12 protein-coding genes and 1 tRNA gene are annotated in these 11,442 nt (G+C 62.8%); 3 read left to right on the top strand and 10 right to left on the bottom strand.

The window, feature by feature from the left end:
* The 3 genes from uppS to pyrH form a co-directional block, all read right to left on the bottom strand.
* Positions 1-398: polyprenyl diphosphate synthase (gene uppS / locus AC16XC_RS10660; RefSeq protein ID WP_484034637.1), on the bottom strand; the 398-nt coding region annotated here is incomplete at its 3' end.
* A 126-nt stretch (positions 399-524) separates the two neighbouring features.
* Positions 525-1,082: a ribosome recycling factor gene (gene frr / locus AC16XC_RS10655; RefSeq protein WP_484034636.1), complete on the bottom strand. Its 558-nt coding sequence runs from the start codon at positions 1,080-1,082 to the stop codon at positions 525-527.
* Between the two features lie 2 nt (positions 1,083-1,084).
* Complete coding sequence (pyrH, locus tag AC16XC_RS10650; RefSeq protein ID WP_484034635.1) at positions 1,085-1,807, bottom strand: UMP kinase; 723 nt, start codon at positions 1,805-1,807, stop codon at positions 1,085-1,087.
* Positions 1,808-1,923: 116 nt separating this feature from the next.
* On the opposite strand from pyrH, the gene AC16XC_RS10645 reads away from it, so the two are divergent.
* Positions 1,924-2,739 (top strand): metallophosphoesterase, encoded by an 816-nt coding sequence (locus AC16XC_RS10645; protein WP_484034634.1) that lies wholly within the window; start codon positions 1,924-1,926, stop codon positions 2,737-2,739.
* A gap of 96 nt (positions 2,740-2,835) precedes the next feature.
* On the opposite strand, the gene tsf is transcribed toward AC16XC_RS10645, so the two are convergent.
* Together tsf and rpsB are read right to left on the bottom strand one after the other, a co-directional pair.
* Positions 2,836-3,762, bottom strand: a complete 927-nt coding sequence (gene tsf, locus AC16XC_RS10640; RefSeq protein WP_484034633.1) for a translation elongation factor Ts — start codon at positions 3,760-3,762, stop codon at positions 2,836-2,838.
* A gap of 89 nt (positions 3,763-3,851) precedes the next feature.
* The gene (gene rpsB / locus AC16XC_RS10635) at positions 3,852-4,664 is read right to left on the bottom strand and encodes a 30S ribosomal protein S2 (RefSeq protein ID WP_484034632.1); all 813 of its coding nucleotides are present in this window, start codon (positions 4,662-4,664) and stop codon (positions 3,852-3,854) included.
* A 358-nt stretch (positions 4,665-5,022) separates the two neighbouring features.
* Between rpsB and AC16XC_RS10630 the strand changes: the two genes are divergently transcribed.
* A complete protein-coding gene (locus tag AC16XC_RS10630) occupies positions 5,023-5,295 on the top strand; it encodes a hypothetical protein (RefSeq protein WP_484034631.1) in 273 nt (90 codons plus the stop codon).
* Here AC16XC_RS10630 and AC16XC_RS10625 read toward each other — a convergent pair.
* The 3 genes from AC16XC_RS10625 to AC16XC_RS10615 form a co-directional block, all read right to left on the bottom strand.
* Entirely contained in the window at positions 5,237-6,067 is an 831-nt protein-coding gene (locus tag AC16XC_RS10625; protein WP_484034630.1) for a CDP-alcohol phosphatidyltransferase family protein, read from the bottom strand. The genes AC16XC_RS10630 and AC16XC_RS10625 overlap by 59 nt on opposite strands.
* 20 nt (positions 6,068-6,087) lie before the next feature.
* Positions 6,088-6,840: a phosphatidylserine decarboxylase gene (locus AC16XC_RS10620; RefSeq protein WP_484034629.1), complete on the bottom strand. Its 753-nt coding sequence runs from the start codon at positions 6,838-6,840 to the stop codon at positions 6,088-6,090.
* Positions 6,841-7,001: 161 nt separating this feature from the next.
* Positions 7,002-7,087, bottom strand: a tRNA-Tyr gene (locus tag AC16XC_RS10615).
* Between the two features lie 160 nt (positions 7,088-7,247).
* Here AC16XC_RS10615 and rlmB point away from each other — a divergent pair.
* The gene (rlmB, locus tag AC16XC_RS10610; RefSeq protein ID WP_484034628.1) at positions 7,248-8,045 is read left to right on the top strand and encodes a 23S rRNA (guanosine(2251)-2'-O)-methyltransferase RlmB; all 798 of its coding nucleotides are present in this window, start codon (positions 7,248-7,250) and stop codon (positions 8,043-8,045) included.
* Between the two features lie 90 nt (positions 8,046-8,135).
* Here rlmB and AC16XC_RS10605 read toward each other — a convergent pair whose 3' ends face one another.
* Both AC16XC_RS10605 and lon read right to left on the bottom strand, forming a co-directional pair.
* Positions 8,136-8,411, bottom strand: a complete 276-nt coding sequence (locus AC16XC_RS10605; RefSeq protein WP_484034627.1) for an HU family DNA-binding protein — start codon at positions 8,409-8,411, stop codon at positions 8,136-8,138.
* Between the two features lie 252 nt (positions 8,412-8,663).
* On the bottom strand, positions 8,664-11,057 hold the full coding sequence (gene lon / locus AC16XC_RS10600) for an endopeptidase La (protein ID WP_484034626.1): 2,394 nt from the start codon (positions 11,055-11,057) through the stop codon (positions 8,664-8,666).
* Positions 11,058-11,442 lie beyond the last annotated feature (385 nt).

Raw genomic sequence — 11,442 nt, 5'->3', positions numbered from 1 at the left:
GCCAGGGTCACCGAACCCTTGGCGGTCTGCGCCAGCGCGTCTTCGAGCATTTCGACAATATCGGGTTCCAAGGCCTTGTAATCGCCAATTATCTTCAACCTGACGTCGTTCGCCACGAATTCGGGCAAGTCCGATTTGATGAACTTGCGCATCAGGTTCATCAGGTCGGAGATCTCGTCCTCGGGGCGTTTCCAGTTCTCCGAGGAAAAGGCGTAGAGCGTGAGGCATTCGAGCCCCAGCCCCTTGCAGGATCGCACCGCCTTGCGGACCGCCTCGACCCCGCGCTGGTGCCCCATCGCGCGCGGCAGATGGTGCTGCTTCGCCCAGCGCCCATTGCCGTCCATGATGATGGCGACATGCCTGGCGCGGCTGTCTTGCCTGTCAGCCACAGGCCACATCCGTTCGCTTCGAGCCCTTTGGCAGGCTCAGGATGAACTGCCGATCTTTGATCGTCAGTCGAGATGCGCATGCGCAACGTGTCTCGACTGCACTCGACACGAACGGGAAGCGAGCGCGCAGGTGGCTCACTGGGTCAGAATTTCCTTTTCCTTCGCCGCCGCAGCCTCGTCGGCGAGCTTGATGTAGTCGTCGGTCAGCTTCTGGACCTCGTCATGCAGCCGCTTGTGCTCGTCTTCCGAGATTTCCTTCTTCTTTTCGTCTTCCTTCAGGGATTCCATCCCGTCGCGGCGGACATTGCGGATCGCAATCCGCGCCTTTTCGGCATATTGGCCTGCCAGCTTGGCCAGCTCCTTGCGGCGTTCCTCGGTCAAATCGGGGATCGGCAGGCGGATCGTCTGTCCGTCGGTCATCGGGTTGAGACCCAGCCCGGCATGGGCGATGCCCTTTTCGACCTGGATCACGTTCGCCTTGTCCCAAACCTGGACCGAAAGCATGCGCGGCTCGGGCGCGGACACGGTCGCCACCTGGTTGATCGGCATCATCGAACCATAGACCTCGACCTGCACCGGATCGAGCAGCGCGACATTGGCGCGCCCGGTCCTGAGACCTCCGAGATCGTGCTTGAGCGAATCCACCGCCCCCTGCATGCGCCGTTCGATGTCGGCCTTGCTGTATTTCGCCATGGTCAGGCTTCCCCTTGCACTATGGTTTGCACGCCCTTGCCCTGGAGCACACGGGCCAGATTACCCTTTTCGCGGATCGAGAAGACCACAATCGGGATGTTGTTGTCGCGGCACAGGGCCACTGCGGAGGCATCCATCACCTTGAGATTGTTGGCCAGGACTTTGTCATAACTGACTGTATCGAAACGTTTCGCCTTGGGATTGGTCTTGGGATCGGAATCATACACCCCATCGACGCTGGTGCCCTTGAGCAGCGCGTCGCATTTCATCTCCGCCGCGCGCAGTGCCGCCCCACTGTCGGTGGTGAAATAGGGGCTGCCGACCCCGGCGGCGAAGATCACCACCCGGCCCTTTTCGAGATGCCGTTCGGCGCGCCTGCGGATCACCGGTTCGCACACCGTGTCCATCTGGATCGCCGATTGCACGCGGGTGTAGACCCCCAGATCCTCGAGCGCATTCTGCATCGCCAGCGAATTCATCACGGTCGCCAGCATGCCCATGTAATCGGCCTGCGCGCGGTCCATTCCCTTGGCCGCGCCGGCCATGCCACGGAAAATGTTCCCGCCACCGATTACCAGGCAGATTTCGAGCCCGGTATCCTTGGCCGCCTTCACTTCGCGCGCCAGTTCCGCCACGAATTCGGGATCGATCCCGAATTGCTGGTCGCCCATCAGCACCTCGCCCGAAAGCTTGAGGAGGACGCGCTTGAACTTTGGTGACGGCATGCGAAAACCCCGATTGACAGGCAGTTGAGGGTCCTTAGCCCCCTCTTGGCAGGCAGGTAAAGAGGAAGGCACCGGCCATGGCCGTTTCGGGTAAAACTTGGCTTCGATGGCGCTGGTTGGCTACCGCATTCCTTCTGTTTGTCGTGCTTGTCGGGGTAAAGGCATGGAACGACACGATGGGCGATCCGGTCGTTCGCGAAACAAGCGTCGCACTTCCGGGATTGCCTGCCGGTTCAGTGCCGATGCGGATCGCTCTGATCAGCGATATCCATGTAGCGGGGCCCGACATGCCGCCCGAACGGCTCGAACGGATTGTCGGGCAGGTGAACGCGCTCGGACCCGACATCGTTATGATTGCGGGCGACCTGGTCAGCGAGAAGCGCCTGTCGACGCATGTCTATAAGCTCGAGGAAATCGTCGCGCCGCTCGGCGAGCTAAAATCGCGATATGGAACCTACGTCGTCCCGGGCAATCACGACCACTGGTTCGATCTCCCCGGCCTAACGCGAGAATTGGAACGGCGAGGAATAGTCCTTCTCGCAAACGACGCCGCCCAAGCCGGTCCGCTGGTCCTGGGCGGGCTGGACGACGACTATACGGGACATGCCGACATTCCGAAAACCCTGGCGACCATGGAGAGGTTCGAGGGCGCGCGGATCATCCTGACCCACAGCCCGGACCCGATGCCGGACTTGCCCGCAAGCGTGCCGCTGGTCCTCGCGGGCCACACCCATTGTGGCCAGATCGCCTGGCCCTGGGGTGGAGCGCCCGCAACCATGTCGCGCTATGGCCAGCGCTATGCCTGCGGGAGGGTCGAAGAAGGCGGTAAGGTGCTTGTGGTAGGTTCAGGGCTCGGTACCAGCCTAATGCCCGTCCGCTTGTTCACCCAGCCCGAAATCTGGCTGATAGAAGTAAGGCCGCCGAACCACTAGGTCCGACGGCCTTCTGTTCTCATGCGAATTCCCGCGAAGGCGGGAATCTTTCACGAGATTGCTGGAGGTCCCCGTTTTCACGGGGACTCACACGGTTTAGCCAGCGACGGCGGCCGCGACCTCGGCCGCGAAATCGCTCACTTCCTTCTCGATCCCTTCGCCGAGCTGGAAGCGAACATAGTCCTTGAGCACGATGGTCGCGCCCGCTTCCCTGCCGGCCTGATCGATCACCTGCTGGATCGGGGTCTTGTTGTCCATCACGAACACCTGCGAGAGCAGCGCATTCTCCTTGGCGAACTTGCTGACCGCGCCATCGACCATCTTGGCCTGCACTTCGGCCGGCTTGCCGCTCTCGGCCGCCTTTTCGGCAGCGATCGCGCGTTCGCGCTTGATGACTTCCGGATCGAGACTGTCGGCATCGAGTGCCTGCGGGAACGCTGCCGCAACGTGCCAGGCGAGCTTCTTGCCGAGCTCCTCGAGCGCGGCCTTGTCGGCCTCGCTTTCGAGCGCGACCAGCACGCCGATCTTGCCCAGCCCATCGGCCGCGGCGTTGTGGACGTAGGGGAAAACGATCCCCTGTGAGACCGCGACCGTCTTCATCCGGCGCACCTGCTGGTTCTCGCCGATCGTCGCGACGTTTTCGGTCAACTTGTCGGCCACCGTCCCGCCATCGGGATAGGCGGCCGCCTTGAGCGCCTCGACATCGTCGCTGCCTTGCGCCAGCGCGACCTCCGTTGTCTTGCGAACGAAATCCTGGAACTGGTCGTTCTTGGCGACGAAGTCGGTTTCCGAGTTCACCTCGACGGCAACGCCGCGCGTTCCCTCAACCGCAACCCCGACCAGACCCTCGGCCGCGGTACGGCTCGACTTCTTCTGGACGGCGGCAAGGCCCTTGGCGCGCAACGCATCGACCGCAGCCTCGATGTCGCCATTGGTCTCCTCGAGTGCCTTCTTGCAATCCATCATGCCGGCGCCGGAGCGCTCGCGCAGGGTCTTGACGTCAGCGGCAGTGTAAGCAGCCATGATAATTTCCTCTTGTAACATTTTCGGGCGCCAGGGCCCTGTTCCCGGCCCGGCGCGCTAGTTGGCGATCATGCCAATTCGATTACGCCTCAGGCGGAAGCTTCTTCGCCGGAATCTGCCGGCGTTTCCGATGGAGCTTCTTCGGCCGGTGCTTCGGCGGCTTCCTCTGCGGGAGGCTGTTCCATTGCACCGACGTCTTCGCCCGTATCCGCGATTGCTTCCGCCCCGCCCTTGGTGGCAGCCTTGGCGACTGCATCGCAGTAAAGGCGGACAGCGCGGCTGGCATCGTCGTTACCCGGAACCGGGAATGCGATGCCCGAAGGATCGACGTTGGTATCAAGAACGGCGATTACAGGAATACCAAGCACGTTGGCCTCCTTGATCGCCAGTTCCTCCATATTTGCGTCGATCACGAACATCACATCGGGAATGCCGCCCATGTCGCGGATGCCGCCGAGCGACATCTGCAACTTTTCATGCTTGCGGGTAAGGTCGAGGATTTCCTTCTTGGTCAGGCCCGATGCATCGCCCGAGAGCTGTTCCTCGATCGCCTTCATCCGCTTGATCGACTGGGAGATCGTCTTCCAGTTGGTGAGCATGCCGCCAAGCCAGCGATGATTGACGTAATACTGCCCGCTGGCCCGCGCCGCATCGGCGATCGGTCCCTGCGCCTGGCGCTTGGTGCCGACGAACAGCACCTTGCCGCCCGCGCGCACGGTTGCGCCGACGAATTCGAGCGCGCGCGCGAATAGCGGCACGGTCTGGGACAGGTCGATAATGTGAACGCCGTTCCGCGCGCCGAAGATATACGGCTTCATCCGCGGGTTCCAGCGGTGTGTCTGGTGGCCGAAATGTGCGCCGGCCTCAATCAATTGCTGCATGGTGACGGTAGGGACCGCCATAGATAATTCCTTTCCGGTTATGCCTCTGGAAGACTCAGAACCCGGCGGAGATCCCGCCTGCGGCACCGGTATGAAGCGCCTTCCATGTGAATTTGCTCTTGCTTCCCGTCCGGGCGGAAAACCGCCATTTCCCGCAAGGGCGCGCGGCCCTTAGCGATAGTTCGGACCGAAATCCACCCCTAAACGCTACAGTTCGCCTGATCGGGCCGGGAATGGCTGCTTGACAGGCTGGAACAAATAGTGAACATATGCTCTGACCCGGTGGAGATTGAGGCAGTTATCCACAGGGTGTCAACAGGCACCCCACAGGTAACCAACCGCCGATCCACGGGTTTGGGATATTGTGAATGAGGTAGCCATGACGATTCTCTCCTTCGCCCTTTACGCCGTTTTCGGTGCCGCCTCGTTCCTCGCGGTCGGGGTGCTGGCTACATCGTTGCGCCGGGCGCTCCGGCAATGGCGGGAATTGAGTTCGGCGTTGTCACGCGAAACCTATCGCTATTCGGTTCGCGTCAGGATGATCGGGTGCGACAATGTGACACCGTTGCGACCACGGGCGACCCGGATCCCCGTCACGCCTGGCCGGTATCGCTGGCAGCAATCGGTCCCCGGGCTGCGCGAAGCCGCCTGATCTTGGCGTAACTCGAAATCCCATAGGGCATCAACGCGAGATAGGCGGCGCTCACCGCCGCCATGGTCCACCAGGTCTCGGTCAGCAAGGCGGTAAACAGGATCCCGGCCATGGCGATCAGCGACAGGCGCATGCTCCGGCGAGGCCGCAGCGACGTCCAGCCAAGCGTGGCCAGACTGGAAATCATCAGGAACGCCACCAGCGCCACCCATAGCGCAACGACGATCGGTTCCCTGAAAATCTCCGCCCCGCTCGCCAACCACAGATAGAGCGGTGTGAAAGCCAGGCCCGCGCCGACCGGGGCGGGAACGCCGGTGAGGAAGCCCGCCGACTTGTGCGGCTGTTCGTCGACATCGATCCGCGCGTTGAACCGCGCTAGCCGCAATGCGCAACACAGGGCAAAGGCCAGCGCGGCAAGCCAGCCGAAGCGCGGCAGGTCGTTGAGCGACCACATGAACAGGATCAGCGCCGGCGCCATGCCGAAGGACAGGCAATCCGACAGGCTGTCGAGCTCGGCACCGAAGCGCGATTGCGCCTTGAGCAGGCGGGCGATCCTTCCGTCTATCCCGTCGAGCAGTCCGGCGATCAGGACCGCTATCACCGCCATTTCCCATTTCTGGTCGAATGCGAACCGCACGCCGGTCAGTCCCGCGCAAAGGGCAGCCGCCGTGATCGCGTTGGGCAGGACCGCGCGCAGTGTCAGCCCGCGGCCGAACCGCTTGCGTTGTGGCTTTTCATTCTCGGATGCCTTGGGGCCGATTGGTTCCGGCACTTCGCCTGAGTCCCCGTGGTTCACTGGCTAATGCCCTCGATCAATTGCTGCCGCCCGATCTCGGCAATCACCGTTTCACCGGCAACGACTTTCTGCCCCAGCAGGACCTTGGGATCGGTGCCGCGCGGAAGGAACACGTCGACCCTGCTGCCAAACCGGATCAGGCCGACTCGCTGCCCGACCGCAAGCATGTCGCCGGGCTTGACGAACGGCACGATCCGCCGGGCGACGAGGCCAGCGATCTGGGTGAAGCCGATCGGCAAGCCATCGCTGCGCTCGATCAGGATGTGCTGGCGCTCGTTTTCCTCGCTCGCCTTGTCGAGATCGGCATTCATGAATTTGCCGGGAATATAGATAACACGGCGGACCGTTCCACCGACCGGCGCGCGGTTGATATGGACGTCGAACACCGACATGAAAATCGACACGCGGGTGAACTTGCCATGGCCCAGCCCTTTCGAGCCCGCGGAATCATCCATCTGCAATTCGACCGGCGGCTCGACCTGCTCGATCAGGGTGACCAGGCCATCCGCCGGCGAAACGATCAGGTTCTCGTCCTGCGGAACGACCCGCTCGGGATCGCGAAAGAAGGCGAATATCCCGAGGCTCAGCAGCAGTAGCGGCCAGCCCACGATTTCCCAGTCGAGCCCGAGCAGGAAAACCAGGCTCGCAAAGATCGCGGCAACGCCGAATTTTCGTCCCTCGGGATGAATCGCGGGCCACCCCCAGGCGGCCTCTCCGCGCCCTCGATTGTCAAGCAGTTCACCGGCCATCAGCAATCCCTAGGGATTTGCTTGCCGCCTCACAAGCCATGAACATCCTCGACCTGCGCTCGAGCAGGAAAGGTAGTTGGGACGGGGCAGGATTGCCCTCCTGTCGTCTCGGCTACGCCTCGACTCCGACCGGCCATGGAGGTTCGCCATGAATGCCGGGGTGGTGGACAGGGCTGGATTCGAACCAGCGTACGCTTGCGCGGGCAGATTTACAGTCTGCTGCCTTTAACCACTCGGCCACCTGTCCACACCATCGCCGGTGGCGGGTCGCCCCGCAAATTTGGGGCCCTGAACACTTGTTTCCCAGGGACCCGGCCAGCCGAGAGGCGCCCCAATGGCGAACCACTGCTTGCCTGTCAATGGGACGGCTGGCAGGAGCGGCCCCAAACCCTTGTGAAGGAGTCTCCATGGCAAAGCGCGGTGACAAGCGGGCCCTGCGTGGACGCGCCGGCCGGATGCAGGGCGGCCGCGGCAGTGGCCGTGGCAGCCAGGGCCATGTCCGGCTATGGGGGCGCCACGCGGTCGAAGCGGCCCTCAGGAACCCGGCGCGCCGACACCGCAAGCTCTGGGCAACCCGCGAGGGGATCGACTCGCTCGACGGCGAACTGCCAGAGGACTTTCCGGTGGAATATGCCGAAGGAACCGATCTCGCCCGGTTGGTGGCACGCGACGCGCCGCACCAGGGCCTGGTGCTCGAATGCGAACCGCTGGAAGACATGCACCTCGACGACGTGCTTGACGCAGGCTCGGCCCGTCCGCTTGTGGTGCTCGACCAGGTGACGGATCCGCACAATCTGGGCGCCATCCTGCGCTCCGCCGCGGCCTTCGATGCAGCGGCAATCATTACCCAGGACCGCCACGCGCCGCCGGAGTCCGGAGTAGTGGCAAAGTCGGCGTCGGGCGCGCTTGAGATCGTGCCGTGGATCCGCGTCGTCAATCTGGCGCGGGCACTCGAACAGATGGCCGAAGCCGGCTATTGGCGGATCGGACTGGATGGAGAAGCGCAAGCAACGCTCGCCGAGGCCCTGCCCGCAGGTCCCGTCGCACTGGTGCTGGGAGCGGAGGGCGCGGGCATGCGCGACAATGTCGCGGCCCATTGCGACGCGCTCGCCCGCCTGCCGATCAGCGACGCGATGGAGAGCCTGAACGTATCCAACGCCGCCGCGATTTCACTCTACGCCGTGGCGACGCGGCCCTCCCCCTGAAGCACCCAAAAGGAAAGCCGCGACCGCACCGGGCAGTCGCGGCTCTCGCTTTGCCCGGTCGCGAGGCGGGGCGACCGCGGCAAGACCGAATTAGTTGTTTACCGAATCTTTCAAGCCCTTGCCGGCCTTGAATTTCGGCTGGGTCGACGCCTTGATGGTCATCGGCTCACCGGTCCGCGGATTGCGCCCGGTCGAAGCCTTGCGACGGGCGACCGAGAAAGTGCCAAAGCCGACCAGGCGAACCTCGTCCCCCCGCGCAAGCGTTGACGTGATCGTGTCGAAAACACCTTCGACTGCCTTGGTGGCGTCACCGCGTGAAAGACCGCTTGCTTCGGCGACTGCGCCGATCAGTTCGTTTTTGTTCATTGTCTAGGAACCCCCTCTGAGAAAGTGCCGGAATTGATTTGGATGTGAATCGCCTCTCGGATGGCGATGAATTGAGCGAGTTTTGTCCGTCCTGTCAAAGGCAAAACGCCCGCAAAAGTGCGGTTTTTGTCAATTCATGCTCCGTTTTCGACGAGTCGAGCGCAGCAGCCCGTCATAATCCGGCCAGCTTTCCGACTTCAGCGGGTCAATTGTTCCGGCCAACGGCTCCGAGTCGCTGCGCTGCAGCGAAGCTCAATGAGCCGTCGGCGACGCGATCCCCCCTGCCTGCCCCGGAGCCGGCTGGCTGGCCAGGTCATCCGCTTCGGTCCACTCGATCGGTTCAGGGACGGACGTCAAAGCCCGTTCGAGCACCTGGTCGACGTGACCGACCGGGACGATCTCCAGCCCCGACTTCACATTGTCCGGGATTTCGGCAAGGTCCTTCTCGTTCTCCTCGGGGATCAGCACGGTCTTGATTCCGCCGCGCAACGCCGCCAGCAGCTTCTCCTTGAGTCCGCCGATCGCCAGCACCCTTCCGCGCAGCGTAACCTCGCCGGTCATCGCCACATCGGGCCTGACGGGAATGCCGGAAAGCGCGGACACGATCGAGGTTACCATCCCGACACCCGCGCTCGGCCCATCCTTCGGCACCGCCCCTTCGGGCAAGTGGATATGGATATTCCTGCGCTGGAAGATCGAAGGCTTGATGCCGTAGGCTGGCGCCCGCGCCTTCACGAAGCTGAAGGCGGCCTGGACGCTTTCGTTCATGACTTCGCCAAGCTTGCCGGTGGTCTTGATTTCACCCTTGCCCGGCGTGGTCACCGTCTCGATGGTCAGCAGCTCGCCGCCGACCTCGGTCCAGGCCAGGCCGGTAACCGCGCCGACCTGCGCTTCTTCTTCGCTCATGCCGTGCTTGAATTTCCGCACCCCGGCGAAATCGCCGAGGTTGTCGGGCGTGATCGTGACACTCTTTTCCTTCTTTTCGAGAATCCGGCGCAGGCTCTTGCGGGCCAGCCGGGCGATCTCGCGCTCGAGCGTGCGCACACCTGCCTCGCGGGTGTAAAAGCGGATCAGGTCGCGCAGGCCCGCTTCGGTCAGCTCGAACTCGCCCTTCTTGAGACCATGCTGTTCGACCTGCTTGGGGATCAGGTGGCGCTGGGCGATCTCGACCTTCTCGTCCTCGGTGTAGCCTTCGAGCCGGATCACTTCCATCCGGTCTAGCAGCGGCCGGGGCAGGTTGAGACTGTTCGCCGTGGTGACGAACATGACATCGGACAGATCGATATCGAGTTCGAGGTAGTGATCCTGGAACTTCGAATTCTGTTCGGGATCGAGGACTTCAAGCAGGGCCGATGCCGGATCGCCCCGGAAATCCTGCCCGAGCTTGTCGATCTCGTCGAGCAGGAACAGGGGATTCGATGTCCCGGCCTTCTTCAGGTTCGAAACGATCTTGCCCGGCAGCGAGCCGATATAGGTCCGGCGATGGCCGCGGATCTCCGCTTCGTCGCGCACGCCGCCCAATGACTGGCGGACGAATTGCCGACCGGTCGCACGGGCGATCGACTTGCCGAGCGACGTCTTGCCGACGCCGGGCGGGCCAACGAGGCACAGGATCGGGCCCTTGAGCTTGTTGGTCCGGGCCTGCACCGCAAGATATTCGACAATCCGGTCCTTGACCTTGTCGAGCGCGTAGTGATCCTCGTCGAGGATCGCCTGGGCCTTGGCGAGATCCTTCTTGAGCCGGCTCTTCTTACCCCAGGGCAGGCCGAGCAGGACATCGAGATAGTTGCGGACCACGGTGGCCTCGGCGCTCATCGGCTGCATTGTCTTGAGCTTCTTGAGCTCGGCCTGGGCCTTGGCCTTGGCCTCCTTCGACAGTTTGAGCGTGTCGATCTTCGACTGGAGTTCGGCGATCTCGTCGACCTCGCCGCCTTCGCCGCCGCCCAGTTCGTTCTGGATCGCCTTGAGCTGTTCGTTGAGGTAATATTCGCGCTGGGTCTTCTCCATCTGCCGCTTGACCCGGCCGCGAATCTTGCGCTCGACCTGGAGCACCGACAATTCGCCCTCCATGAAGGAATAGGCCATCTCGAGCCGCTTGAGCGGATCGGGTTCGGTCAGCAGCGATTGCTTGTCGGAAACCTTGGCGGTGAGATTGGCCGCGACCGTATCGGCCAGACGCGCCGCGTCGTCGATCTCGGCGAGTTCCTCTTCGAGTTCTTCCGGCAGCTTCTTGTTGAGCTTGGCATATTCGGCGAACTGCTCGACCACCGAGCGCATCATCGCCGCCACCTCGGTCCCCGACGCAACCTCGGGCTCCACCGCCTCGACCTGGGCGACGACCAGTTCCCCCTCCTCGCGCAGTTCGACGAGCCTGGCGCGCTGGGTGCCTTCGACCAGCACCCGAACGGTCCCGTCGGGCAGCTTCAGCAGCTGGAGAACCTGGGCGATCACGCCCAGGTCGTAGAGGTCGTCGCGCTCCGGATCGTCGCAGCCCGGATCGAGCTGGGCGAGCAGGAAGATGTCCTTGGTTCCGGTCATCGCCTCTTCGAGCGCGGCGACGGATTTCGTACGACCGACGAAGAGCGGAACGACCTGGCCCGGGAAAACCACGATGTCGCGCAGGGGAAGGAGGGGGAGGAGATTCATAGGGTTTAGGTCCGTACTTCCATCGGCGCTTGCCGCGCCGCCAGAGGGCATCATGCCCTCTCTTGGTTGGCAATATGGTAACGCCTTCGCCACGCTGCAATGTCTGGTGCCGCGCAAGCTGTGGATGCACTGTGCGGCCGAAGCCAGGGTGACACAAGTGACAGATGTCACCTTCGCTGTCCGCCCCGGAAAGCTGAAATATTCGAGATGGTTAGAACCCCGAGGGTGACAGATCGAGCGTCCCGGGAAATTATAATCTTCTTGCTCGATTGTGAAAGAATGCGACTCTGCCGTCGGATGGCGGGCATAGGAATGGCGGGCGAGCATCGCCAGCTTGTCGCAGAAAACCGCAGGGTAGGAAAATCGAATGTCCGCTGACGACCCA

Source organism: Candidatus Andeanibacterium sp. (assembly GCF_057143545.1).
This window is presented reverse-complemented; position numbering and strand designations above follow the sequence as displayed.

Bases quoted from the DNA above. Each gene is read 5' to 3' on its own strand.
- frr (WP_484034636.1), bottom strand. From the start codon at position 1,082: ATGGCGAAATACAGCAAGGCCGACATCGAACGGCGCATGCAGGGGGCG.
- pyrH (WP_484034635.1), bottom strand. From the start codon at position 1,807: ATGCCGTCACCAAAGTTCAAGCGCGTCCTCCTCAAGCTTTCGGGCGAG.
- tsf (WP_484034633.1), bottom strand. From the start codon at position 3,762: ATGGCTGCTTACACTGCCGCTGACGTCAAGACCCTGCGCGAGCGCTCC.
- rpsB (WP_484034632.1), bottom strand. From the start codon at position 4,664: ATGGCGGTCCCTACCGTCACCATGCAGCAATTGATTGAGGCCGGCGCA.
- AC16XC_RS10630 (WP_484034631.1), top strand. From the start codon at position 5,023: ATGACGATTCTCTCCTTCGCCCTTTACGCCGTTTTCGGTGCCGCCTCG.
- AC16XC_RS10620 (WP_484034629.1), bottom strand. From the start codon at position 6,840: ATGGCCGGTGAACTGCTTGACAATCGAGGGCGCGGAGAGGCCGCCTGG.
- rlmB (WP_484034628.1), top strand. From the start codon at position 7,248: ATGGCAAAGCGCGGTGACAAGCGGGCCCTGCGTGGACGCGCCGGCCGG.
- AC16XC_RS10605 (WP_484034627.1), bottom strand. From the start codon at position 8,411: ATGAACAAAAACGAACTGATCGGCGCAGTCGCCGAAGCAAGCGGTCTT.
- lon (WP_484034626.1), bottom strand. From the start codon at position 11,057: ATGAATCTCCTCCCCCTCCTTCCCCTGCGCGACATCGTGGTTTTCCCG.